At 73.9% G+C, this 24,011-nt stretch carries 25 protein-coding genes; 11 read left to right on the forward strand and 14 right to left on the reverse strand.

Features of this window, described 5'->3' with window-relative positions:
• The 3 genes from ACFVYA_RS42540 to ACFVYA_RS42550 all read left to right on the forward strand — a co-directional run.
• The coding region (locus ACFVYA_RS42540; RefSeq protein ID WP_360183287.1) for a hypothetical protein at positions 1-102 on the forward strand (102 nt) is incomplete at its 5' end.
• Positions 102-278, forward strand: coding sequence for a hypothetical protein (locus ACFVYA_RS42545; RefSeq protein WP_387053319.1), 177 nt, complete (start codon positions 102-104; stop codon positions 276-278). The genes ACFVYA_RS42540 and ACFVYA_RS42545, both read left to right, overlap by 1 nt.
• 131 nt (positions 279-409) lie before the next feature.
• Entirely contained in the window at positions 410-763 is a 354-nt protein-coding gene (locus ACFVYA_RS42550) for a VOC family protein (protein WP_285990483.1), read from the forward strand.
• Here the strand turns inward: ACFVYA_RS42550 and ACFVYA_RS42555 are convergent.
• From ACFVYA_RS42555 to ACFVYA_RS42580, 6 genes are read right to left on the reverse strand one after another with little or no spacing between them, the layout of a single operon-like run.
• On the reverse strand, positions 760-1,761 hold the full coding sequence (locus tag ACFVYA_RS42555; protein WP_387053321.1) for a proline racemase family protein: 1,002 nt from the start codon (positions 1,759-1,761) through the stop codon (positions 760-762). The genes ACFVYA_RS42550 and ACFVYA_RS42555 overlap by 4 nt on opposite strands.
• On the reverse strand, positions 1,762-2,673 hold the full coding sequence (locus ACFVYA_RS42560; protein ID WP_387053323.1) for a dihydrodipicolinate synthase family protein: 912 nt from the start codon (positions 2,671-2,673) through the stop codon (positions 1,762-1,764).
• Positions 2,670-3,953 carry an FAD-dependent oxidoreductase gene (locus tag ACFVYA_RS42565; RefSeq protein WP_387053325.1) on the reverse strand — a complete coding sequence of 428 codons (1,284 nt, stop codon included), beginning with the start codon at positions 3,951-3,953 and terminating at the stop codon, positions 2,670-2,672. Before ACFVYA_RS42565 ends, ACFVYA_RS42560 begins: the two co-directional genes overlap by 4 nt.
• A complete protein-coding gene (locus ACFVYA_RS42570; protein WP_387053327.1) occupies positions 3,950-4,216 on the reverse strand; it encodes a (2Fe-2S)-binding protein in 267 nt (88 codons plus the stop codon). Before ACFVYA_RS42570 ends, ACFVYA_RS42565 begins: the two co-directional genes overlap by 4 nt.
• On the reverse strand, positions 4,213-5,379 hold the full coding sequence (locus ACFVYA_RS42575) for an NAD(P)/FAD-dependent oxidoreductase (RefSeq protein ID WP_387053329.1): 1,167 nt from the start codon (positions 5,377-5,379) through the stop codon (positions 4,213-4,215). The genes ACFVYA_RS42570 and ACFVYA_RS42575 overlap by 4 nt, the downstream gene beginning before the upstream one ends.
• 52 nt (positions 5,380-5,431) lie before the next feature.
• Positions 5,432-6,001: a helix-turn-helix domain-containing protein gene (locus ACFVYA_RS42580; RefSeq protein WP_387053360.1), complete on the reverse strand. Its 570-nt coding sequence runs from the start codon at positions 5,999-6,001 to the stop codon at positions 5,432-5,434.
• A gap of 114 nt (positions 6,002-6,115) precedes the next feature.
• Between ACFVYA_RS42580 and ACFVYA_RS42585 the strand changes: the two genes are divergently transcribed.
• A complete protein-coding gene (locus ACFVYA_RS42585) occupies positions 6,116-7,093 on the forward strand; it encodes a methyltransferase (RefSeq protein WP_387053331.1) in 978 nt (325 codons plus the stop codon).
• 200 nt (positions 7,094-7,293) lie between these two features.
• Here ACFVYA_RS42585 and ACFVYA_RS42590 read toward each other — a convergent pair whose 3' ends face one another.
• Both ACFVYA_RS42590 and ACFVYA_RS42595 read right to left on the reverse strand, forming a co-directional pair.
• Entirely contained in the window at positions 7,294-7,593 is a 300-nt protein-coding gene (locus ACFVYA_RS42590) for a DUF1540 domain-containing protein (protein WP_387053333.1), read from the reverse strand.
• Between the two features lie 135 nt (positions 7,594-7,728).
• Entirely contained in the window at positions 7,729-9,744 is a 2,016-nt protein-coding gene (locus tag ACFVYA_RS42595) for a phosphocholine-specific phospholipase C (RefSeq protein ID WP_387053335.1), read from the reverse strand.
• Between the two features lie 177 nt (positions 9,745-9,921).
• On the opposite strand from ACFVYA_RS42595, the gene ACFVYA_RS42600 reads away from it, so the two are divergent.
• The 4 genes from ACFVYA_RS42600 to ACFVYA_RS42615 all read left to right on the forward strand — a co-directional run bounded on the left by ACFVYA_RS42600 (position 9,922) and on the right by ACFVYA_RS42615 (position 11,659).
• Positions 9,922-10,458 (forward strand): MarR family winged helix-turn-helix transcriptional regulator, encoded by a 537-nt coding sequence (locus tag ACFVYA_RS42600; RefSeq protein ID WP_387053337.1) that lies wholly within the window; start codon positions 9,922-9,924, stop codon positions 10,456-10,458.
• A complete protein-coding gene (locus tag ACFVYA_RS42605; protein ID WP_285990474.1) occupies positions 10,455-10,823 on the forward strand; it encodes a hypothetical protein in 369 nt (122 codons plus the stop codon). Before ACFVYA_RS42600 ends, ACFVYA_RS42605 begins: the two co-directional genes overlap by 4 nt.
• Positions 10,824-11,015: 192 nt before the next feature.
• Positions 11,016-11,342 carry a lycopene cyclase domain-containing protein gene (locus tag ACFVYA_RS42610; RefSeq protein WP_285993772.1) on the forward strand — a complete coding sequence of 109 codons (327 nt, stop codon included), beginning with the start codon at positions 11,016-11,018 and terminating at the stop codon, positions 11,340-11,342.
• Positions 11,342-11,659, forward strand: coding sequence for a lycopene cyclase domain-containing protein (locus tag ACFVYA_RS42615; protein ID WP_387053339.1), 318 nt, complete (start codon positions 11,342-11,344; stop codon positions 11,657-11,659). The genes ACFVYA_RS42610 and ACFVYA_RS42615 overlap by 1 nt, the downstream gene beginning before the upstream one ends.
• Positions 11,660-11,885: 226 nt before the next feature.
• Here the strand turns inward: ACFVYA_RS42615 and ACFVYA_RS42620 are convergent, their stop codons facing one another.
• Positions 11,886-13,082, reverse strand: a complete 1,197-nt coding sequence (locus tag ACFVYA_RS42620) for an MFS transporter (protein WP_387053341.1) — start codon at positions 13,080-13,082, stop codon at positions 11,886-11,888.
• Positions 13,083-13,194: 112 nt separating this feature from the next.
• On the opposite strand from ACFVYA_RS42620, the gene ACFVYA_RS42625 reads away from it, so the two are divergent.
• On the forward strand, positions 13,195-13,902 hold the full coding sequence (locus tag ACFVYA_RS42625; protein WP_387053343.1) for an ArsR/SmtB family transcription factor: 708 nt from the start codon (positions 13,195-13,197) through the stop codon (positions 13,900-13,902).
• A 13-nt stretch (positions 13,903-13,915) separates the two neighbouring features.
• Here ACFVYA_RS42625 and ACFVYA_RS42630 read toward each other — a convergent pair whose 3' ends face one another.
• From ACFVYA_RS42630 to ACFVYA_RS42640, 3 genes are read right to left on the reverse strand one after another with little or no spacing between them, the layout of a single operon-like run.
• Positions 13,916-14,662 carry a succinate dehydrogenase/fumarate reductase iron-sulfur subunit gene (locus tag ACFVYA_RS42630; RefSeq protein ID WP_387053345.1) on the reverse strand — a complete coding sequence of 249 codons (747 nt, stop codon included), beginning with the start codon at positions 14,660-14,662 and terminating at the stop codon, positions 13,916-13,918.
• Complete coding sequence (locus ACFVYA_RS42635) at positions 14,659-16,581, reverse strand: fumarate reductase/succinate dehydrogenase flavoprotein subunit (protein ID WP_387053347.1); 1,923 nt, start codon at positions 16,579-16,581, stop codon at positions 14,659-14,661. Before ACFVYA_RS42635 ends, ACFVYA_RS42630 begins: the two co-directional genes overlap by 4 nt.
• A 1-nt stretch (position 16,582) precedes the next feature.
• On the reverse strand, positions 16,583-17,287 hold the full coding sequence (locus ACFVYA_RS42640) for a succinate dehydrogenase cytochrome b subunit (RefSeq protein ID WP_387053349.1): 705 nt from the start codon (positions 17,285-17,287) through the stop codon (positions 16,583-16,585).
• A gap of 82 nt (positions 17,288-17,369) precedes the next feature.
• Between ACFVYA_RS42640 and ACFVYA_RS42645 the strand changes: the two genes are divergently transcribed.
• Positions 17,370-18,311, forward strand: coding sequence for a LysR family transcriptional regulator (locus ACFVYA_RS42645; protein ID WP_387053351.1), 942 nt, complete (start codon positions 17,370-17,372; stop codon positions 18,309-18,311).
• Here ACFVYA_RS42645 and ACFVYA_RS42650 read toward each other — a convergent pair.
• On the reverse strand, positions 18,304-19,158 hold the full coding sequence (locus tag ACFVYA_RS42650) for a TIGR03619 family F420-dependent LLM class oxidoreductase (protein ID WP_387053353.1): 855 nt from the start codon (positions 19,156-19,158) through the stop codon (positions 18,304-18,306). The two genes, ACFVYA_RS42645 and ACFVYA_RS42650, sit on opposite strands and share 8 nt — an antisense overlap.
• Positions 19,159-19,187: 29 nt before the next feature.
• Positions 19,188-19,607 carry a YkvA family protein gene (locus ACFVYA_RS42655; RefSeq protein ID WP_387053355.1) on the reverse strand — a complete coding sequence of 140 codons (420 nt, stop codon included), beginning with the start codon at positions 19,605-19,607 and terminating at the stop codon, positions 19,188-19,190.
• Between the two features lie 472 nt (positions 19,608-20,079).
• Between ACFVYA_RS42655 and ACFVYA_RS42660 the strand changes: the two genes are divergently transcribed.
• Positions 20,080-23,907 carry an HAD-IC family P-type ATPase gene (locus tag ACFVYA_RS42660; RefSeq protein ID WP_387053358.1) on the forward strand — a complete coding sequence of 1,276 codons (3,828 nt, stop codon included), beginning with the start codon at positions 20,080-20,082 and terminating at the stop codon, positions 23,905-23,907.
• The last annotated feature ends 104 nt before the right edge of the window (positions 23,908-24,011 follow it).

Here is a 24,011-nt window from a genome sequence, read left to right on the forward strand (position 1 = left end):
GCCATCATCTCCTACCTCGTCTCCGCCTACTACTCCGCCGCCGTCCTCGTCCCCGACGCCCTCGCCGTCCTCGAAAGCGCCGAAATCGGCCGGGAGGGATGATGTCCGAGCCCGTCACCCCGCCCCGCCCGCCGGACGCACCCGGCCGCCCGCCCGCCTTGCCGGCCTCGGCGTTCGGGCCGACCGGCCTGGGCACCGCGGCCGCCCGGATCGTGCCGCGGACCGGCGGCACCCGCCCGCCCGAAGCACCCGAACCCGACCGGCGCGTGACACCGTGACGGTCACGGTGGCCTCGACCGCCGCGGCGGTCGAAGACGACGGCGCCGATCGCTGAAGGGCCGCCTGGAGTGGACGGCACCGTCCGCGTGTCACCGGTCCCGGCCGGCGGCCGGGCTGGCAGGATCGCCGCATGGAACGTGTGCTCGGAATCGGCGGGTACTTCATCCGCGCGACGGACCCCGCCGCCCTCGGTGCCTGGTACCGCGACTGTCTCGGCCTCGACACCGACGAGCACGGCGTCTGGCACCAGGAACCCGGCCCGACCGTCTTCGCGCCGTTCGAGGCCGGGACCGGCTACTTCGGCTCCGCGACCCAGCAGACCATGCTCAACTTCCGGGTCCGCGACCTGGACGCCATGCTGGACCAGCTCCGCGCCCGCGGCGCCGACGTGGCCGATGAGGTCCAGGACATGGCCGGGGTCGGGCGCTTCGGCTGGGTCACCGACCCCGAAGGGCACCGGATCGAACTCTGGCAGCCCGCCTAAAGCACGAACCCCGTCGGGAACGGGTCGGCCGGGTCGAGCAGGTAGGTCGCGGTGCCGGTGATCCACGCCCGGCCGGAGAACTCCGGGATCACCGCCGGCACGCCACCCACCGTCGTCTCGGCGACCAGTGAGCCCGTGAACGTCGTGCCGATGAACGACGAGTTCTCGAACGGCGTGTGCAGCGGCAGCTCGCCGCGCGCGTGCAGCTGCGCCATCCGGGCGGAGGTTCCCGTGCCGCACGGCGACCGGTCGAACCAGCCCGGGTGGATCGCCATCGCGTTCCGCGACGCCCGCGCGTCCGAGCCCGGCGCGAGGAACTGGACGTGCTTGCACCCGCCGATGAGCGGGTCCTCCGGGTGCTTCGGCGGCCGCTGCTCGTTGATCGCGGCCATGATCGACAGCCCCGCGGCCAGGATCCGGTCCTTCTCCGCGCGGTCGAACGGGATGTCCACTTGCGACAGGTCCAGGATGGCGTAGAAGTTGCCGCCGTACGCGAGGTCGTAGCGGACCGGACCCAGGCCGGGCACGGAAACCTCGGCGTCGCGCTCGGCGAGGAACGACGCCACGTTGCGCAGCTTCACGCTCGACGCGCGCCCATCGCGGACCGTGACCTCGGCGTGCACCAGCCCGGCCGGGGTGTCCAGGCGGACCACCGTCGTCGGCTCGGTCACCTCGACCATGCCCGTCTCCACCAGCACCGTCGCCACGCCGATCGTGCCGTGGCCGCACATCGGCAGGCAGCCCGACACCTCGATGTACACCACGCCCCAGTCGGCGTCGTCGCGGCAGGGCGGCTGCAGGATCGCGCCGCTCATCGCGGAGTGGCCACGCGGCTCGTGCATCAGGAACTGCCGGAGGTCGTCCAGGTGCGCCATGAAGTACCGCCGCCGCTCGGCCATCGTGGCGCCCGGAATCGGGGCCACCCCACCGGTCACCACCCGGGTGGGCATGCCTTCGGTGTGCGAGTCGACCGCCGTGATCGCGCGCGAAGACCGCATCTACGCCACCCCCAGCGCCGCGAGCGCGCGGCCCATGTCGGCGCGGACCTGTTCGCGGTGGACGTCGGAGAGCGGGCCCCGCGGCGGACGGCACGGCCCGCCGCGGCGGCCCACCAGGTCCATCCCGAGCTTGATGGCCTGGACGAATTCGGTGCGCGAATCCCAGCGGAACGCGGCCACGAGCGGTTCGTAGAGCGCCTTGGCCTCCTCGAGCTTGCCCGCCGTGGCCAGCTCGAACAGGCGCGCCGATTCGGCCGGGAACACGTTGGGGAACCCGGCGAACCAGCCGGTGGCGCCCATCAGCAGGCTTTCCAGGACGACGTCGTCGGCGCCGCCGATCACGGCCAGCCCCGGCGCCCGCTCGCGGATCTCCAGCACGCGGCGGACGTCGCCGGAGAACTCCTTGACGGCCACGACGTTGTCGATCTGCGCGATCTCGGCCAGCAGGTCCGGCGTGAGGTCGACCTTGGTGTCGAAGGGGTTGTTGTAGACCATCACCGGCAGCCCCACCGACGCGACGGCTTCGAAGTGGGCGAGCACCTCGCCGCGGTTGGCGCGGTAGAGCGTCGGCGGCAGGCACAGCACGCCGTGGGCGCCGTCCTCGGCCGCCGCCTCGGCCCAGTACCGCGCCTGGTGCGCGCCGGGGCCGTGCACGCCGACGACGACGATCCCGTCCGTTCCGACGGCCTCGATCGCGGTGCGGGCGACGCGGCGGCGTTCGTCGTCGGTGAGCGAGGAGTACTCGCCGAGAGAGCCGTTCGGGCCGACGCCGCGACAGCCGTTCCCGACGAGCCACCGGCAGTGTTCGGCGTAGGCGTCGTAGTCGACGGCCAGCCCGGCCGGCGCGGCGTCGTCGGCCCGGTAGGGCAGCGCGGCGGCGACGACCACGCCCCCGAGGTCGCGGGTGCTCATGAAAACTCCTTCGGATCGGCGAGTTCGCCCAGGCGGATCGGCTGGGCGATCGGACGGTGGTGCGACTCAGCGCTCCCGCACAGTTCGGCGACGGCGGTCCCGCACATCCGGCCCTGGCACGGACCGAGCCCGGCGCGGGTGCCGAGCTTCAGCGCGTGCGGGCCCGGCGCGGCCGGGTCCGCGGCGGCGCTTTTCAGGTCGCCGTAGGTGGTTTCTTCGCAGCGGCAGACGACGGTGTCCTCGCGCAGCCAGCCGGGCCACGCCGCGCCGATGGGGTGGGCGGCGGCCAGGCGGCGCGCGAAGGCGCGGGCGTGGTCACGCTTCTTGGTCAGCGCGCGCACCGGCGTCCTCCCGGCGGCGGCCCAGCCGGCGACCGCGCCTTCCGCCGCGGCCGCGACCGAACCGCCGATGCCGGTGATCTCCCCCGCGGCGAACACCCCGGCGACGCTGGTGCGCTGGTCGTCGCCGACCCGGACGAACCCGCCGTCGAGGACGCAGCCGGCCGCGACGGCCAGTTCGGGTTGCCCCGCGAAGCCGTGCCCGACGCAGAGCGCGTCGACCTCGTGGGTGCGTTCGGTGCCGGGGACGACCGACCAGTCCGCGCGGACGCGCGCGGTGACGGCTTCGCGGACCCGGTCGTCGCCGCGGGCTTCGATGACCGCCCGCCCCATGCGGTACGGGACGCGGTGCCGGGCCAGCGTCCCGGCGTACCGCACCAGTTCGGCCACCTTGCCGACGTGGACGGCACCGCGCCCAGACCATCCTTTGAGGACAGTGGTCGCCGGGTTCGCCTCCAGGACGGCGAGCACTTCGGCGCCGACGTCCAAAAGGGACTCGGCGACCGGCAGCAGGAACGGCCCGGCCCCGGCGACCAGCACCCGCCGCCCGACGGCGACGCCCTCCCCCTTGGCCAGCGCCTGGGCGGCGCCCGCGGTGAAGACGCCGGGCAGCTGCCAGCCGGGGAACGGCAGGACGCGGTCGTGCGCGCCGGTGGCCAGGACCAGTGCGTCGGGGTCGAGGGTGCGGCGCTGCCGGTTCGTCCCGTCGGCCGGCCCGCGCAAGACGTGGATCCGCTTGCCTTCCAGGGCCCAGACGGTGCTTTCCGGCCACCACGTGCACCGGTTCAGGAGTGCTTCGAAACGGTGCGAGGCTCCCCGGTGGTACTGCCCGCCGGGCACGTCCGCCTGGTCCAGGACGGTGACGTCGGCCCCGGCGGCGAGCGCGTGCTCGGCCGCCGCGAGCCCGGCCGGCCCGGCACCGACGATGACGACGTGCGTCACGCGCCCTCCTCCCGCGACTGGGTCCGGACCTCGTCGCCGTCGGCGGCGCGACGGCGGCAGGCGCGCACGTCGGCGACGCCGTTGACGGTGAGCAGGCAGTCGAAGCAGGCGCCGATTCCGCAGAAGACGCCCCGCGGCGCGCCGGAGCGCGTGGTGCGCCAGGACAGCCGGCCGGCGGCGAGCAGCACGCCGGCGATGGTCTGCCCGGCGGCGCCGGGCACGGTCTCGCCGTCGACGGTGATTGCGATCGGCCGCTCGCTCACGCCAGCACCGCCGGACGGTCCACGGTGAACTCTTCCACCGGCATCGACGGGGTCGCGCCGGTCAGGAGTTCGCGCAGCAGCCGGGCCGTCCCGACGCTCAAGCCGATCCCCGCCCCTTCGTGCCCGGTGGCGTGCCAGAGGTTGCCGAGCCTCGGGTCCTCGCCGAGGACCGGCAGGTGGTCGTCGACGTACGGCCGGAAACCGCCGTACGCGCGCATCACCGCGGCGTCGGCCAGTGCCGGGAACAGCCGGACCGCCTTCGCCGCGATCGCGCCCAGCACGTGCGGCCGGATCGTGTCGTCGAAGCCCACCCGGCGACGGGACGAGCCGATCAGCACCGTGCCGGCCCGCGTCGACTCGACCACCGCCGACGTCTGCAGTTCGCCGCTGCCCGTGCCGACCGCGCCGACGTAGTCCGCGTCGTAGACCTTGTGCCGCACCACGCCCGGCATCGGCGTGGTCACCAGGACCTCGCCGCGGCGGGGCCGGACCGCGATCGGCGCGTCCAGCCGGGCCGAGCACGCGCCCGCCCACGGCCCCGCGGCGTTCACCACGACGTCCGCCTCGAGCACTTCGCCCGCCACGTGCACCCCGGTGATCCGGCCGCCCCCCGTCCGGGCGCCGGTGACCTCGGCCTCGGTGCGCAGGCGGGCGCCGTGGCGCAGCGCCGAACCCAGCAGGGCGAGCGCGGCGGCGGCCGGCTGCACCTGGGCGTCTTCGGAGTAGCGGATGGCGGCGGTCAGCTCCCGGGTCAGCGCGGGCTCGGCCGCCGCGACGTCCGCCGCGGAGAGCCGCTCGGTGCGCACGCCGGCCTTGCCCTGGGCCGCGGCGAACGCGAGGAGCGCGCCGGCACCGGCCTCGGTGGTGGCCACGACGAGGCCGCCCTTCGGGTCGAACTCCGTCGCGGCCGCCGCGCGCGGGTCGCCGTCGGCGATTTCGGCCAGCACCTGCGGCCACAACCGGGCCGACAGCTGCGCGAGTGCGAGTTCGGCGCCCGGTCCCTTGTCGGAAACCAGGAGATTGCCTTCACCGTGCGACGTGGTACCACCCGCGGGCCGGCCGCGGTCGAGGACGAGGACGTCGAACCCGGCCAGGGCGAGTTCCCGCGCGCACGCCGCGCCGACGATCCCGGCGCCGATCACCACCACCCGCGTTCGGTTCATCGACCCTCCAGCGTTCGGTATAGCGAACGATAGGTCTCGATCAAGAGGGGTGTCAATCCTGCAGGACGGGGTGCGGCCGGCCGTCGAGCCGTTCGTCCGCGCGGTACTGCAGCAGCAGCACCGACTGCACGGGCCCGCCCGGCGCGGTGTAGCTGTGCGGCTCGCGGGCGTCGAACGCGACGTAGTCGCCGGGCCCGAGGTCCACGGTCCGGCCGGCGACCTCGACCCGGAGCCGGCCGGCCTGCACGATGGTGTGCTCGACGCCGACGTGCCCCTGCGAACGCTGCGGCGTGTCCCCGCGGACGACCTGGTCGTAGACCTCGAAGACGCTGTTGTCGGCCTCGATCCGGCGCAGCGGCCGCAGGTCGACGCCCTCGCCGCGGAGCACTTCGACCTCGGCGGCCCGCACCACGGTCAGTCCCCCGCGCGGCCGGTGGTCGAGCAGGTCGGAGATCGCCACTTCCAGCACCCGGGAGAGGCTGAACACGGTCTCGATGGTCGGGTTGCCGGTCCCGCCCTCGAGCTGGGACAGCGTCGCCTTGCCGATGCCGGACCGCCGGGACAGCTCGGACAGCGAGAGGCCGCGCGCCGCCCGCGCCGCGCGGAGGTTGACCGCCAGCATGTCGCGGATCGACGGACCGCCGTCGTTCGGTAAAGCGTCCACCAGCGGCGCCCTTCGTTCGGTTTGCCGATCGGGCCAGGCGTAATGATGCCACGCCGCCGGTAATCTTGACCGGTGAACCAGTCGATCCTCGCGATGGCCGATCTGGCCACGCCCATGGCCATCCGGGTAGCGGCGACCCTCGGTCTCGCGGAGCACGCGGAAGGGACGGCCGCCGAGCTGGCTTCGGCAACGGGCACTTCTCCCTCGGCGCTGGCCTGCCTGCTCGACCACCTCGTCACGGCCGGGGTCTTCGCCTTCGACGCCGAGTCCGGCCGCTACCGGCCCACGGACCTGGGTGAGCAGCTGCGTTCGGACGACGCCCACCGGCTGCTCGACATCCACGCCGCCGCCGGCCGCGCCGAACTCGCCTTCACGGACCTGCTGGAGACGATCACCACCGGCAGGCCCGCCTACGAACGCCGGTACGGCCGGGACTTCTGGGCCGACATCGACGCCGAACCCCGGCTGCGGCGCTCGTTCGACGCCCAGATGAACTGGCGCTTCCAGGCGCAGGCACCGCAGATCGCCGAGCGCTTCGACTGGAGCCGCTTCCCCCGCATCGTCGACGTCGGCGGCGGGGACGGCCTCGTGCTCGCGGAGATCCTGCGCGCTCACCCGGCGCTGCGCGGTGCGGTGCTGGACCTGGCACCGTCGGCCGCCGCGGCGGCGGACCGGTTCGCGGCCGCCGGACTCGCCGGGCGGGCGGAAGCGGTCCCCGGCAGCTTCTTCGACCCGCTGCCGGCGGGAGCGGACGCGTACGTGCTGTCCGACATCATCCACGACTGGGACGACGACCACGCCCGCACCATCCTCGACGGCTGCCGCCGCGCGGCCGGGGAAAGCGGCACGGTGGTGGTGATCGAGCCGCTGCGCCACGGCACGTCCACGGCGATCAACCTGTTCATGCTGATGTGTTTCGGAGGTCGCGAGAGGACGGTGGCCGAGCTGACGGACCTGGCCGCCGAGAGCGGCCTGGCCCTGCGCGGGACGACGAAGGTGTCCGAGGGCCGGACGGCCCTGGAGTTCGGCGCGGCAGCGGAAACCGGCTGACCGGCCGGCGGTCCCACGACAACCCCGGCCGCGCGCGAGATCCAGCCCGCCCCGGCCGCCGGGGCACCCGCGGCCCGATCCGCCGCCGCGGTCCTCGCGGCTTCATCCGCCGCCGCGAGCCCGGCGCCCGCGCAGCGGACCCCTCCAGCCACCGCCGGTTCCCCGCGGCCTCATCCGCCGCGAGGAACCCCCGGCGCGGGCTACCTCGTCGTGTACGTCAGGCAGTTCGCCGCGTGGCCGCCGGTGCCGGGGCCGACTCGGATGCTGTCCGCCGCGCACTCCAGTGACGAGTTGTGCCGGCAGTCCGTCCGGGAACACGCGCCGACCTGGGCCATTACCCGGTCCAAGCCGCCCTTCGTGTTCAGGGGGACGAACGTTCCGCAGTCCGCCGATCCGTTGCCGCCGCCCACCGTGATGGCGAAGGCGTGGCAGCCGTCGTGGTTGTAGGAACAGCCGCTGACCGTGCACTCGTGCACGGCCGGCATCTCGGTGGTGGTCATCCGCACTCCTGGTTCCGTGGTGGGAAAACAGTCGGTTCCCCGACGCTCCCACCCCGAACCGGGCCTCGCAACGGACGCCGCCACGGCCGGGTGAGCCGGCCCGCCCGGCCGGGTGACAAAGGCCCCCGATAGAGCTCAGTTCGTGAGCGTGTTCGGGTCGCTCGTGCTCGGCCGCCCGGTCTCGACGTGCCCCGCCAGGCGGCGCAGGAAGCGCGGATCGCGGTCCGAGACGATGGAGACGTCGTACCAGTTGCCGCTGCGCCGCGTGTCCACCACCTCGACCACCCGCGCGCCCGGGCGCAGGAGCCGTGACGTCGAGCGCCGGCCGTACGCGTCGGTCAGCGTGAGCCGCACCGGCGTCGTCCCGCTGTTGGTCAGGACCAGCGCGAGGTTCCCGCTCCGCCCCTCGGGACGCGCGCTCACCTCAGGTCCCGCCAAGCCGCCGCGGAACTGCCGGACGAACCCGTTCGGCCCGTGCGCGGTGTAGTCGTAGCCCCCGGAGGCGGGCAGCGCGGCGGCGAGCGAGCAGCCGGCGCCCGCGGTGTACGTCCGCGGCTCACCGCCCGGTGAGGTGACGGAGAACGTCGCGCCCGCCCGGCCCTGGTTGACGAAGGTCAGATCGAACACGTCCGCCACGCGGGCATCGACGGCCAGGTCGTACGGCAGCGCCCGCGCCGGCCGCAGCCCGCGCTCTTGCTTCGGGAGCACGGGGTTCGCCGGGACGGCGGGTACGTAGTCCGGGTGCCGCTCCCGGTCCGGCGGGAGGTAGCCCGCGGTGTCCGGCAGGGCGGGCACCCGCGCGTCGGTCCGCGCGAAGTCGAACGCCGAGGTCAGGTCACCGCACACCGACCGGCGCCAGGCCGAGATGTTCGGCTCGCGCACGCCGAACCGCCGTTCGACGAACCGGATGATCGACGTATGGTCGAACGTCTCCGAGCACACGTAGCCGCCCTTGCTCCACGGCGACACCACCAGCATCGGCACGCGCTGGCCGAGCCCGTACGGCCCGGCCGGGTTCGCGGCCGAACCGGCGAAGATCTCGCCCGCCGTGTCCACAGTGGACTGCCCGGCGGTCGCGTACGGCGGGACGACGTGGTCGAAGAAGCCGTCGTTCTCGTCGTAGGTGATGAACAGCGCGGTCTTGCTCCACACGTCCGGGTTCGCGGTGAGCGCGTCGAGGACCTGTGCGATGTACCAGGCGCCGTAGTTCACCGGCCAGTTCGGGTGCTCGCAGAACGCCTCGGGCGCGGTGATCCACGAGACCTGCGGCAGCGTCCCGGCCTTGACGTCCGCCCGCAGCCGGTCGAAGTAGCCCTCGCCCGCCTTGGCGTTCGTGCCCGTGCGGGCCTTCTCGTAAAGGGCGTCGCCGGGCTTGGCGTTGCGGAAGGAGGTGAAGTACAGCAGCGAGTTGTCCCCGTAGTTGCCGCGGTAGGCGTCGTCGATCCAGCCCCAGCCGCCGGCGGCGTCGAGGCCGTCGCCGATGTCCTGGTAGATCTTCCACGAGACGCCCGCCTGCTCGAGGCGCTCGGGGTAGGTCGTCCAGGAGTAGCCCTTTTCGTCGTTGCCGAGGACCGGGCCGCCGCCCTTGCCGTCGTTGCCGGTGTACCCGGTCCACATGTAGTAGCGGTTCGGGTCGGTCGAGCCCATGAACGAGCAGTGGTAGGCGTCGCAGATGGTGAACGAGTCGGCGAGGGCGTAGTGGAACGGGATGTCCTCGCGGGTCAGGTACGCCATCGTCGTCGAGCCCTTCGCGGGCACCCACTTGTCGTAGCGGCCGCCGTTCCACGCCGCGTGCGTGTCGTTCCAGCCGTGCGGGAGGTCCTGGATGAACTGCAGGCCCAGGTTGTCCGCTTCGGGCCGGAAGGGCAGGATGTCGCGCTTGCCGTCCGACTGCGCCCAGACGGACTTCCCGTTCCCCAGCGTCGCCGGCCGCGGGTCGCCGAAGCCGCGGACCCCGCGCAGCGAGCCGAAGTAGTGGTCGAACGACCGGTTCTCCTGCATCAGCACCACGATGTGCTCGACGTCCCGCAGCGTCCCGGTGCGGTGGTGCGCGGGGATCGCCGCCGCGCGGGCGATGCTGGTGGACAGCGCGGAAAGGGCGGCGGTACCGCCGGCCAGCTGCAGAAAACGTCGTCGGTTGACGTCCGTCATGGGGACTCCGGGGGTGTCGTGGTGGCGAGCCGGGTCAGTATGGGTGGCCGATGGCGAACCTGTCCCGCGACCGAGGCTAACGCCGCGCGAAACCCTGGTTAACGCCCGCGAGCGGACAAGCCCAGGACAGAGATGTTGACAGAGATACGGAAGTACGTACTAATGTAGTGCCTCACTATGAATGACGTACTCAACTTCGCCCGGGACGAGGACGGCCGGCTCTACTCCCCCGAGGCCCGCAGCGCCCTGGCCGGCTTCACCCTCGGTGAAGACACCGGTGCGCTCGAGGCCGCCGCCGCCGTCCGCACCGCCGCGCGGAGCCTCGAAGGGCTGCGGTCGCGGGGCACCGACAGCCGTGGCCTCAGCCCCGGCGCCCTCGACATCCTGATCCGGCTCGGCACCGGCGAAGCGAACATCAAGGACCTCGCCGCCTCTGCGGGGGTGAGCTCCCGGAACGTGACCGGCCTGGTCGACACCCTGGAGCGCGCCGGGCTCGCCGAACGGGTGCCCGACCCGCGCGACCGGCGGTCGGTGCAGGTCCGGATCACCGCGGACGGCCGGACCTGGCTGGCGGAGTTCCGGCGGCCGTCGCAGCTGGCCATGGCCGCGCTCTTCCAGGGGTTCACCGCCGCCGAGACGACCCAGCTGCGGCACCTCTGCCTGCGGCTGGCCGAGAACCAGTACCACCTCGCCCGCCACCTGGAGGACCGATGACCGCTCAGACCAGAGAAACCGTCCAGGCCTACCACCGCGCCCGCTTCGCCGGCGACGTGACCGCGGCGGCCGCGCAGCTGGCCGGCACGTTCACCTTCCGCAGCCCGCTGATCGAGTCCGCCGACGCCCGCGGCCACCTCGGCGGCTTGGCGGCGTTCGTCGGGATCGTCACCGGCGTTGACCTGCTCAGCGAGCTCTACGGCGAGGCGGAGGCCACGCTCGTCTACGACGTCCACACCGCCACGCCGGTCGGCGTCCAGCACACCGCCGAGCACTTCCGGCTGCGCGACGGGAAGATCGAAGCCATCACCCTGATCTTCGACGCGACGCGCTGGCACCCGCTGATGGCGGCCGTGCGGCGGTGACCCGCCCGGACACCCGGGTTGTGGAGACCACGGGCTGAGCTCGAACACCGGGCGGGCACCGCTCGGGACCTGGTGTACCCGGGACACGGGGCGGCAAACGCGAGCGCGCGGCTGCGGGAACCGGCGATGCCGGGCAGAATCCCGGTGTGCCTGACGAACTGCGCGACCCCACCCGTCCCGGAGCACGCTGACGTGGGCCGCACGGAGTACCTGCTCGTCCTCGGCGCCTGCGTGCTGGTGACGCTGCCGATCGAGCTGGCCGGCGCGCGGGTGTACCGCAGGCCGGGCCGGCTGGTGCGCGCGGTGCTGCCGGTGGCGGCGGTGTTCCTCGTCTGGGACGCGCTGGCCATCGCCGCCGGCGTCTGGCACTTCGACCCGGCGTTCATCACCGGACTGCGCGCCCCGTTCGGGATCCCGCTGGAAGAAGTCCTCTTCTTCGCCGTGGTCCCGGTTTGCGGCGTCCTGACCTACGAAGGGGTCGGCTTGACCGGGCGGCTGCTGCGGCGGGTGCGCCGGTGATGCCGTGGGGCTACACGGTTCCGGCCGTCGCCGCCGTGCTCGTCGTGGTTGCGGTGGAGCTGTTCGTGTTGCGCACCGGGCTGTTCCGGCGGCCGGCGTACTGGGTCACGATGGGGATCGTCGTCGCCTTCCAGGTACCGGTGGACGGGTGGCTGACGAAGCTGTCGGCACCGATCGTCCGGTACGCCCCCGGCGGCATCACCGGCTGGCGGTTCCCGTGGGACATCCCGGTCGAGGACTTCCTGTTCGGCTACGCCCTGGTGACGGGCGTCCTGTTGTTGTGGGAGCGGGGAAAGTCCCGGGAGGACGGGGCGTAAGGCCCGCCTCCGCCCAGCGGAGGTCCGAGGGGGGTCGACCTGCGAGCGGAGACGGGAGTTCAGGGTCGGTACGGGGGTCGCCTCGCGGCGAAAGGCTCAACACGGCTCCAGCGCTACCGGTATTCCGTGAAGGCAAGGGGTGAGGCCCGGGGACACCGCCGTACCGACACTCTGTACAACGTCCGGCCCCCGCTGGTGTTCCGGGCGACGGGGTGACCTGCGTCGCTCAGCGGGCCGCCACCGGCTGCCGCGTCCGGACCGCCCAGCGGGTCAACGCGGGCACGGGTGCGACGGCCGCCAGGAACACCACGGCGATCAGCAACCAGCCGGGCCCGCCGAGGCCGCCCACGGCGAGGGTGAACACGCCGGGCCCGACCATCTGCACGGTGGCCGTGGCCGCTTCGGTCGCGCCTTGGTAGGCGCCCTTGGCGTCTTCGCGCATCAGCCGCACCGACAGGCCCCAGTTGGCGGCCACGTACCCCAGCTCCCCGACGACGTGCAGCACCGCCGCCAGTCCCACCACCGCGATCGCACCCGCCCCCGCGCCTCCGGACGTCGTGGCGAGCAGCACACAGCTCGCCGCGAGCACAACTCCGGACACCACCGCCGTTCTCGCGGCCTGGCCCGCCGTGCGCGCGAACCTCGCGAACGGCACCTGGAACACCGCGATCCCCACCGAGCTGAGCACGACCACGGCACCGCCCAGCCCCAGTGGCAGGTGCGTCCGGCCGGACAGCCACAGCGGCAGGCCGGCCGACAACATGGCCCAGCACAGCGAAAGCACCGCCGTGGCCGCGGTGAGGCACAGGTACGGCCGGTCCCCCAGCACCGCCCGGATCGCCGGCCGGCCCCGCGTGGCCGGGGTCCGGGCGGGCGCGGGCACCAGCAACGTCGTCCCGGCGAGGACGAGGAAGCTGACGGCGTTGCCGGCGATGGCCAGGGTGTAGGCCCACCGCGTGTCGGCGGTCAGCACCAGGGCGCCCAGCCCGGCGCCGATGGCGTACCCGACGTGCTGGGCCACCCGCTGCCGCGCCAGCACGCGCACCCGCTCGGCGGGCTCGGTGACCAGCGCCGTGACCAGCGCCGTCCGCACCGCGGTGCCGCCGGTGGCCAACGCGGTGAACGGCACCGTCACGGCCAGGAACGACCAGGTGCCGTCCACCGCGAGGTAGCCGGCCATCGCGGCGGCCCGCACCAGCGTGAGCACGACCAGCACCGGCCGCGCGCCGGCCCGGTCGGCGAACGCGCCCAGCGGGACCGCGGCGACCATGCCCACCGCGCTCGCCACGGCCAGTCCCGCGCCGACCGTGACCGGCGGGAGCCCGGCGATCCGGGTGAGGTACAGCGCCCAGATCGTGAACCAGAGGCCGTCGCCGAGCGCGGAAACCCCGCGGCCCCAAAGAAGGCTTCGCAGTCCAGCCATGCAACCACCCTTCACGAAGACGTGAATGGTAAGCACGTTCTCCGCCGGGGCGCAATCATCATTCAGCGGGCCATGAATCGTGGTAGGCTCCCGCGCGTCGGAAGGAACGGTGATGGGCGGACTGGTCGATCCGGGCAACGCCGTCCAGGGCGCGATCGTCGAGCTGACGCGCGAACTGGCCGATCCCGTGCGGCTCACGGCCCTGCAGGTGCTGGCCGCGGAAGGCCCGCACACGATGGTGCAGCTGGCCGACGCGCTCGGCGTCACCGCACCCCGGCTGGGCAACCACCTGGCCCGGCTGCGGGCCGCCGGGCTGGTGACGGTCGAACACACCGGACGGCACGCGCTGTACCGCGTAGGCCGTGAGGACCTGCTGGGCGTGCTCACCGCCCTCGCGCGCTACGCCGGCAACGAAGGGATCACCCCGCCGGACCGCGCCGAGTCGGGCGCGGACATCGCGCACACCTGCTACGACCACGCGGCGGGACGCCTCGGCGTGGCGGTGTTCGCCCTGCTCGTCTCGCGCGGGGCGCTGCGGCCTCCGGACGGGTCCGCTCCCGAAGTCGCCCTCGGCGACGACCTTTCGGCGTTCCGGGACCTCGGCGTCTCGCCCGCGGAGGTGGACCCGGGCCGCCGGCGGCCGGCCACCGCCTGCCTCGACCGGACCCACCGCGTCCCCCACCTCGGCGGCGTCCTGGGCCACCAGGTGCTGGCAGCGTTCCTGGCCGACGGCCTGGTCCGCCGCGGCGCGGAAGACCGCGAACTGCGGATCACCCCGCGCGGCCGCCGCCGGTTCGGCACCCTGCTGCCCGGGTTCTGACCGGCGGCGGCCCTCAGCGGCGGCCGGAGCGGGTCGCGGCGAGGTACTCGCGGTTGAGCGTGGCGATGCTCGCGAACGGGATGCCCTTCGGGCACGACGCCACGCACTCGCCGGTGTTCGTGCAGCCGCCGAAGCCCTCCGCGTCCATCGCGTCCACCATGTCGAGCACCCGGCTCGCGCGTTCGGGGGCGCCCTGCGGCAGCAGGCTCAGATGGGTCACCTTCGCCGCGGTGAACAGCGTCGCCGAGCCGTTCGGGCACGCCGCCACGCAGGCGCCGCAGCCGATGCAGGTCGCGTTGTCGAAAGCCAGGTCGGCGTCCGGTTTGGGGACCGGGGTGGCGTGGGCGTCCGGGGCGCTGCCCGTCGGCGCGCTGACGTACCCGCCGGCCTGGACGATCCGGTCGAGCGCCGAGCGGTCGACGACCAGGTCCTTGATGATCGGGAACCCCTTGGCGCGCCACGGTTCCACGTCGATGACGTCGCCGTCGGCGAAGGAGCGCAGGTGGAGCTGGCACGCCGTCGTGCGTTCGGGGCCGTGTGCCCGGCCGTTGATCACCACGCCGCACGAGCCGCAGATGCCCTCGCGGCAGTCGTGGTCGAACGCCACCGGCTCGTCGCCCGCCTCGATCAGCCGCTGGTTCAGCACGTCCAGCATTTCCAGGAACGACATGTCCGGGCTGACGCCGTCGACCGGGTAGGCGACGAGCCGGCCTTCGGCGGCCGGGCCGGCCTGCCGCCAGACGCGGACGGTGAGTTTCACGTGTAGCTCCGCTGGGTCGGGTGGACGTGTTCGAAGACCAGTTCCTCGCGGTGGAGCACCGGCTCGGCGCCGTACTCCCACGCTGCGACGTGCGCGAAGTTTTCGTCGTCCCGCAAGGCTTCGCCCTCGGGGGTCTGGTGTTCTTCGCGGAAGTGCCCGCCGCACGATTCCTCGCGTGCGAGCGCGTCGGCGAGCATGAGCTCGGCCAGCTCCAGGAAGTCCGCGACGCGGTTCGCCTTCTCCAGCTCCTGGTTGAGCTCGGCACCACCGCCCGGGATCCGGACGTCACGCCAGAACTCCGCTCGCAGCTCGGGCACCCGGTCGAGAGTCTTGCGCAGGCCTTCGCGGGTGCGGGACATCCCGCAGTGGTCCCACATCAGCAGGCCCAGCTCGCGGTGGAACGAGTCGGCCGACCGCGTCCCGCGGATCGCCAAGAGCCGGGAGATCCGTTCGCGCACCTCGGTCTCCACTTGGCGGACCACGCCATCGGAGACGTCGTCGAGCCGCGTGCTGCCGAGGTAGTCGTTCACCGTGGCGGGCAGCACGAAGTAGCCGTCGGCGAGCCCTTGCATGAGCGCCGACGCGCCGAGCCGGTTGGCGCCGTGGTCGGAAAAGTTCGCCTCGCCGATCACGAACAGACCGGGGATCGTGCTCTGCAGGTCGTAGTCCACCCAGAGGCCGCCCATCGTGTAGTGGATGGCCGGGTAGATCCGCATCGGCACGGTGTACGGGTCTTCCGCGGTGATGCGCTGGTACATGTCGAAGAGGTTGCCGTAGCGGGCTGCGATCGCCGGACGGCCGAGACGTGCGATGGCGTCGGCGAAGTCGAGGTAGACGCCGAGGCCGCCGGGACCGACGCCGAACCCGGCGTCGCACACGTTCTTCGCCGCCCGCGAAGCGATGTCCCGTGGCACGAGGTTGCCGAAGCTCGGGTAGCGGCGCTCGAGGTAGTAGTCGCGCTCGTCTTCGGGGATCTCCCCCGGCGGCCGGGTATCGCCGGCGTGCTTCGGGACCCAGATGCGGCCGTCGTTGCGCAGCGACTCGCTCATCAGCGTCAGCTTCGACTGGTGTTCGCCCGACCGCGGGATGCACGTCGGGTGGATCTGGGTGAAGCACGGGTTCGCGAAATAGGCACCGCGTTTGTGCGCCCGCCAGATCGCGGTGGCGTTGGAGCCCTTCGCGTTCGTCGAGAGGTAGAAGACGTTGCCGTAGCCGCCGGTCGCGAGCACGACGGCGTCCGCGAGGTGGGTCGTGACCTCGCCGGTGACCAGGTCGCGCGCGACGATGCCGCGCGCCCGGCCGCCGTCGACGACCAGGTCGAGCATCTCGGTGCGCGCGTGCAGCTCGACGTTCCCGGCGTCGATCTGCCGGGACAGTGCCTGGTACGCGCCGATCAGCAGTTGCTGGCCGGTCTGGCCGCGTGCGTAGAACGTCCGCTGCACCTGCACGCCGCCGAAGGACCGGGTGTCCAGCAGGCCGCCGTACTCCCGCGCGAACGGCACGCCTTGCGCCACGGCCTGGTCGATGATCTGCGCCGACACCTGGGCGAGCCGGTACACATTGGACTCGCGGGCCCGGAAGTCGCCGCCCTTGACCGTGTCGTGGAAGAGCCGGTAGACCGAATCGCCGTCGTTGCGGTAGTTCTTCGCGGCGTTGATGCCGCCCTGGGCCGCGACGGAGTGCGCGCGCCGCGGCGAGTCCTGGAAGCAGAACTGCACGACGTGGTACCCCTGCTCGGCCAGCGTCGCGCCGGCCGAGCCGCCGGCCAGCCCGGTGCCCACGACGATCACCCGGTGCCGCCGCCGGTTCGCCGGGTTCACCAGCTTCGCGGCGAACTTCCGTTCGTCCCAGCGGTTTTCGAGGGGAACGGCGGGCGCCTTGGTGTCGGCGATCGGGTCGCCCACGCGGTAACCGTCCATGTCAGTGCACCAGTCCCGTCATGATCGCGACCGGGACGAGCGCGTAACCGCCCGCGACCACGACCGCTGTCGTGCTGCCGAAGATCCTGATCGCCCGTTCCCGCCGCGGGCGGGTGATGCCCAGCGTGCGCGCGGCACTGGCGAAGCCGTGGTGGATGTGCAGACCGAGCATGGCCAGGGCGGCGAGGTAGATCAGGTTCACCCACCAGACCCGGAAGTCCGCGACGAGGTTGTGGTACGGGTCGCCGGGGACGAAGTCCTGGTTCACCGCGCCGACGGTGAAGTCGAGGATGTGCCAGACGACGAACACCGCGAGCGTCGCACCGCCCCAGCGCATCGTCCGCACCGCGAAGGTCGCGCGCGCCGGCTGCCGGTGGACGTACCGGACCGGCCGGGCCCGGCGGTCCCGCCGGGCCAGCTGCACCGCGGCGGTGACGTGCAGGACCAGCGCGGCGAGCAGCACCGCACGCTGGAGCCACAGGAACCACTCGCGGCGCAGCACCGGTTCGCCGATCGTGCGCAGCCAGCCGGCGTAGTGGTCGAGCTCGGCGGCGCCCAGGAACGTCTTGAGGTTGCCCACCATGTGCGCGAACACGAAGGCGAGCAGGAGCAAGCCGCTGACCGCCATGACGGCCTTCTTGCCGATCGTCGAGGCCCAGAAGCGCCGGAGGGCGGAGCGCCGGTGCGGGGCGAGCGTGTTCACCACCCGATCGACGTTAGAAGCGCATCCACCAGAGGTCAAAGACATGATGACTCTGTTCTCCATAGGCAGCAGCTATCGTAGATCCATGCAGTTCCAGCAGCTCGCCTACTTCGTCGCCGTCGCCGAGCACCGGCACTTCACCCGCGCCGCCGAACAGGTGCGGGTGGCCCAGCCGTCGCTGTCCCAGCAGATCCGCGCGCTCGAACACGACCTGGGCGCGCCGCTGTTCCACCGGATCCGCGGCAACGTCTCCCTCACCGAAGCCGGGGAAACGCTGCTGCCGATCGCGCGGCGGATCCTCGCCGACACCGAAACCGCGCGGCTGGCCATCCGGGAGCTGGCCGAGCTCGACCGCGGCCGCGTCCGGCTGGGCGCGCCGCCGAGCCTGTGCACGGGCCTGCTGCCCGCGATGCTCGCGGCGTTCCGCCGCCGGTACCCGGGCATCCAGCTGGAGCTGCACGAAAGCGGGTCGGGCGATCTGCGGCAGCGGCTGGCCGAGGGCGCCCTGGACCTGGCCCTGCTGGCGGGCGCCCGGACGACCGCCGAGGCCGGCTTGGCGGCGACGCCGCTGCTGCTCGAGGAGCTGGTGGTGATCTCGGCCCCGGACACGCCGGTCGCGGGTGACCGCATCGGCATCGGCGACCTCGCCGACGTCCCGCTGGTGATGTTCCGCCGCGGCTACGACGTCCGCGAGGCGACGGTCAACGCCTGCCGCGCCGCCGGGTTCGAACCGTCGTTCGCGATCGAAGGCGGCGAGATGGACGCGGTGCTGGAACTGGTGCGCGCGGGCGTGGGCGCGGCGGTGGTCCCGAGCACGGTGGCGGGCGACCGGTTCCGGCGGACCCGCTTCACCCCCGACGCGGGGATGACGCGCGTGGTGCAGCTGGCCCACCGCGCCGACGTGGAGCCCACCCGGGCGGTGCGGGCGCTGCGGTCGGCGATCGCCGGGTTCGTGGCCGACCCGGCCCGGCGGGCGAGCCTGCCGCCTGGCATCGAGTCCCTCGTGGACGCCGGTGCGGTCAGCTGAGGCCGAACCGCTCGGCGAACGCCGCCATCCCGTCCCGCCGCCCGGCGGGCTCGGCCGTGCCCGGCGTGACTACCACCCGCGTCACCCCCTGCCGGGCCAGGTCCTCGACGTCCTCTGTGGACATGTCGAGCGAGCCCCATCGGGTGTACTCGAGCTCGGCCGGGTCGCGGCCCGCCTCGCTCGCCGTCGTCCGGGCGAGCTCGAACTGGCGGCGACGCTCGTCCGCGGTGAGCGCCCCGCCCGGGAAGTACCCGTCGCCACGCCGGCCCGCCCGCCGGGCGGCGGCCGCGCTCGAACCACCGATGTGGATCGGCAGCTCACGGACGCCCAGCGGCTTCGGGAAGCTGCAGACGCCCTCGAACCGGAAGAACTCGCCGGCGAAGGAGACGCCCTCTTCACCACCCGCCCACAGCAGCCGCAGGACGTCGATGGCCTCGTCCGCCCGGCGGCCGCGGGTGGCGAAGTCGACGCCGGCCGCCCGGGCCTCGCCGGGCAGGGCGCCGACCCCGGCTGTGAGCAGCCGCATGCGGCCGCCGGACAGCACGTCGACCGTCGCCAGCCGCTTGGCCAGCACCACCGGGTGGTGGTAGGGCAGCAGCAGGACACCGGTGCCCAGCAGGATGCGGCTGGTGACGGCGGCGACGAAACTCAGGCACTCCAAGGGATCCGCGTACGGCAGGGCCGGCGGCAGCGCCATCGGCCCGATCTTCGCGCCCGGATACAGCGCGACGTGCTCCGGCAGGTACAACGACTCGAACCCGCACTCCTCCGCGTCCCGCGCGAACCCGGCGATCACCTGCGGGTCCGCGCCGAAAAAGGGAGTGCTGTAACTGATCCCGAACTTCACCCCCGCGAAGCTAGACGTTGACGCCGACGTCAAGGCAACGGCCGGATCCTCGTCAGGCGCGTGAGGGCGGCGAACCCGTCGTCGGTACCGGGCCAGTGGGCACGCACGGCCTCGAGCCCGGCGCGGCGCACCACCGAGCGCAGGACGGCGCTGACGATGATCGCGTCGTCGGCGTACCCGAGCACCGGGACGAAGTCCGGCACGAGATCGATCGGCAGCGCGAGGTAAGCCAGCAGCAGCGCGAGGCGGATCCGGACCCCGCGCGGGAGCGTCTTGTCCGCGGCCAGCCGGCGGACCAGCCGCAGCACGTCCGGCAGCAACCGCAGCGCTTCCCGGAGCAGCCCGCCCCGCGGCCGGATGATCACGAGCGCGCCGACGAGGGCGGCCCACGCGAGCAGCAGGGCGGCGGTGACGCCGATCAGCAGGTCCCACCAGAACGACCCCGTCACCGCGCGAGGGTACGTCCGTGCGCCGCCGTGGTCCAGTTCCGTCGCGCGATCAGGGCGGCCGGGTTTTGACCTCCGGCCACCGGGGAACGCCGAACGGAAGTGGTCGGCAGGCGGAGGTCGGAGTGCTCGGAGCGGTGTTCGCGGTGACGAAGGCGGGGATGACGCTGGCCCTGGCCGGCCCGGTTCTCGTGACGCAGCAAGCGAAAAGGGCCGTTTCGGCGATCGCCCCGCTCGCCGGGGAACTGGCCGCGGGGGCAGCCGGGACGGCCGCGGAAGCGACCCGGACGAGCAGCCGCACGGCCGTGCGCGCCGCGCGGGTCCGCGCTCCGCCGTCTGGCGGGCGGGGCGGCGGCTGCACGTCCCCCTGCGGCCCGGGGAGGACGCCGACCGCCCCGACGGGCCCGCGCTCGCCGCCGAGCTGGCCGCCCACGCCGATGTCGCCGGGGCCTACTGGGACGGCGGGCTCGGCAGCGTGGTCCTCCACCTGGCCGAAGAAGCCACCGCCGACCGGGTTCTCGACCGGATCGCCGAGCGCTGCGAGCGGCACGGGCTGACGCCGGCCGAGCCGGGTGACTCCGCCCCGGCCCACCCCGGCGACACCTACGGGGTGCGGACCGCGGCGCTCGCCCTGGCGATGGACGTCGCCGGGCTGGCCGTCTCGGTCGGCACCCGCGCGGTGCGCTCGGGGCGGCTGCACGAAGCCGTGCGCGCCGCGGTGTCCGCGGCCAGGGAGCACCCCGCCGTCCGCGCGGCGCTCGACGAGCAGTTCGGCTGGTACACGGCCGAACTGGCGCGCTCGGGCGTGTCCGCCGCGGTCCGGGGGCTCAGCCAGGACCCCCTCGAACTGGTGCTGGACGCGCTCCTGCGCACCGGGCAGCTCACCGAGGCGATCGCCCGGCTCACCGCGTTCGACGCCGGCCACGACGACCTCTGTTCGCCGGAGCGGCCCAGCCTCGGCGTGACACCGCCGCAGCGCCGGGTCCGGATCCCCATGGAGGACTACGCCCGCAACGCCGTCGGCAGCGGCCTGCTCGCCGCACTGGCTGACCTGCTGGTGCGCCGCAATCCCCGCGAAGCCGCCGAAGCGTTCCTCGCGGCGTCGCCGATGCCGGCCCGGTACGCCGACACCGCCTTCCACACCGCGATGGGCACTGCGTTCGCCCGTGAAGGCGTGCTCGTCCGCGACCCGGATCGGCTCAAGGCACTGGACACCGTGGACACCGTCGTGCTGCACGCCGACGCGCTGCACGGGGAAGACGGCCTCGATCCGCACGCCGAAGCCGTGCTGGACGCGGCCCGCCGGGCCGAGGCACGGGTGGTCATCGCCGGCGACGACGTCCGGGACCGGCTCGGGGAGTTCGCCTCGCTCGCCGACGACGTCGCGCGGGAATCGTTCTTCGGGCTGGTGACACGGCTGCAGGACGAAGGCCGGGTCGTGCTCACCGTCGGGCGCCCGCCCGCGCGGTGTGCGCCGAACTGCGACGAGGTGGCGGGCCTGCTCGCCGGCGACCTCTGCGTCGCCCTCGCCGACCGCAACGCGCCGGTGCTCTGGGGCGCCGACCTGGTCGTGCGGCCGGGGCTGACCGGCGTGTGGCGGGTGCTGCGGGCGGCCGGCGCCGCGCGGCTGAACAGCACGCGGGCCACCCGGGTGGCGACCGCGGGCAGCCTGATCGGCGGCCTGCTGCTGATGTCACGCCGCCGGCGGACGCTGGTGCCGTTCGTGCCGCGGCTGGACCCGGTGCTGCTCGGCGGGCTGACCGGGCTGGCGATGGGCACGCTCGCCGCGGCGCGGGTGGCGGCCGCCCGGCCCCCGGCCGGCCGCACGCGGATCGCCTGGCACGAGCTGACCGGCGACGAGGTTCTCCGGCGACTCGCCGACGCGGAGCCCGAGCCCACGAACTGGGAGCTGACGGCCCGGCGGGTGCGGGCGGTGACCGGCGCGGTGGCCCGGCACCCGGCCGCGGCGCCGGTCCGGTTCGGGACGGGCCTCGCCGCCGACGTCGTCGCCGAGCTGAACGACCCGCTGACCCCGGTGCTGGCCCTCGGCGCGGTCGCGTCCGCGGTGGTCGGCTCGCCGGTGGACGCGCTGCTGGTGGCCGCGGCGATGGGCCTGAACGCCGTCGTCGGCGGCGCGCAGCAGTTCCGCGGCCGCCGCGCGCTGGCGAAGCTGCGGGACGGGGAGCGGCAACGGGCGCGCCGGGAAGGCGGCGGAGTGGTCGACGCGCGGGCGCTGAAGGCGGGCGACCGGATCGAACTGCGGGTCGGCGACGTCGTCCCCGCCGACGCCCGGCTGCTGACCGCCAACGACCTCGAAGCGGACGAATCCGCGCTGACCGGCGAGTCGCTCCCGGTCGCCAAGCAGCTCGACCCGGTGCCGGGTGCGCCGATGGCCGAGCGCAGCTGCCTGGTCTTCGCCGGCACCACGGTGGTCAGCGGCGAAGGCACGGCGGTCGTCGTGGCGGTCGGCTCGGAGACCGTGGCCGGCCGGGCGGTCGAGCTGGCCACCCGGACCGCCGCCGCGGTGGGCATCCAGGCCCGGCTGCAGGACCTCACCCGCCGCGCCCTGCCGCTGACGATGCTCGGCGGCGCGCTCGTCACCGGCCTCTCGGCGATCCGCGGCCGTCCGCTGCGCCGCGCGTTGGCCGGCGGCGTGGCGATCGCCGTCGCCGCGGTGCCCGAAGGGCTGCCGCTGGTGGCCACCGTGGCCCAGCGGGCGGCGGCCCGGCGGCTGTCCGCGCGCGGCATCCTGGTCCGCGCCCCGCGGGCGCTGGAGGCGCTGGGACGCCTGGACGTCGTGTGCTTCGACAAGACGGGCACGCTGACCGAGAACCGGCTGCGCGTGGTGACCACGACCGGGCCCGGCGGCGAGGCGCGCGAGCCCGGTCCCGGGGACGCCGTGCTGCGGGCCGCGGCCCGGGCCTGCCCGGGCACGCTCGACGACCCCCACGTGCGGGCCCACGCCACCGACCACGCCGTGCTGGCCGCCGCCGGCCCCGACGACGGCTGGACCGAGCTCGCCGGGCAGCCGTTCGAAGCCAACCGGGGCTACTCGGCGACCGTCGGTCGCGACGGGGACGGCGAGGTGACGCTGGTCGTCAAGGGGGCCCCGGAGATCGTGCTGCCCGCCTGCGCCGGCGCGGACGAGCTGGCGCGCGCCGCGGAGACGTTGGCGGACAAGGGTTTGCGCGTGCTGGCGGTCGCGTCCCGGAAGGCGCAGCCCGCGCTCGACGGCGACGACGCGGAGGTGCTGGCGGACCTGGAGTTCCTCGGCTTCCTGGGGTTGGCGGACACGCTGCGGCCCACGGCCGAGCCGCTGATCTCCGGGCTGCGTGCGGCCGGCGTGTCCCCCGTGATGCTCACCGGCGACCACCCGAACACCGCGCGGGCCATCGCGACGTCGCTCGGCTGGCCGTCCGACGCCCCGGTCGTCACCGGGGACGAACTGGCCGCGCTCGACCGGGCCGGACGGGCCCGGCTGCTCTCCGGCGCCGGCGTGATCGCCCGCGTCGCACCGGAGCAGAAACTGCAGGTCGTGGAGGCGCTGCGGGAAGCCGGGCGGGTGACGGCGATGGTCGGCGACGGCGCGAACGACGCGGCGGCCATCCGCGCCGCGGACGTCGGCATCGGCGTGCGCGCCCGGGCGTCGACCGCGGCCCGCACCGCGGCCGACGTCGCGCTGACCGACGAGGACCTGACCGTCCTGCTGGAGGCGGTGGCGGAGGGCCGCGCGCTGTGGCGCAGCGTGTCGGACGCGGTGGTGATCCTCGTCGGCGGCAACGCGGGCGAGATCGGGTTCTCCGTGCTGGGCACGCTGCTGTCGGGCGACTCGCCGCTGGGCACCCGCCAGCTGCTGCTGGTCAACCTGCTGACCGACCTGTTCCCGGCGATGGCGGTGGCGGTCACCCGCCCGGACGACGACGGCGGTTCCGGCCCCGGAGGACTCGGCGACGGCTTGACCCGCGCGATCACCAGCCGGGGCGTGACGACGGGCGTCGGCGCGACGACGGCGTGGCTCATCGGGCGGTTCACCCCGGGCACGGTGCGCCGCACGAGCACGATGGCCCTGTGCGGCCTGGTGGGCACCCAGCTGGCCCAGACCCTGCGCGGCCGCCGCCGCAGCCCGCTGGTGGTCGGTACGGCGGTCGGGTCGGCGCTGGTGCTGGCGGCGATCGTCCAGACGCCGGGGGTGAGCCGGTTCTTCGGCTGCACCCCGCTCGGCCCGCTGGCGTGGGCCGGCGTCGGCGCGGGTGTGGCGACGGGGGCACTGACGTCGTCGCTGCCGATCCTGCGGCAGCCGTGACTCGCGTGATCAGACCCGGATCTCGCGTGACCAGACCCGTAATTCGCGTGATTGAGGCCGGAACTCGCCAGTTCCGGCTTCAATCACGCGAGTTCCGGCTTCAA

This window comes from Amycolatopsis sp. NPDC058278 (assembly GCF_042881395.1).
GTDB lineage: Bacteria > Actinomycetota > Actinomycetes > Mycobacteriales > Pseudonocardiaceae > Amycolatopsis.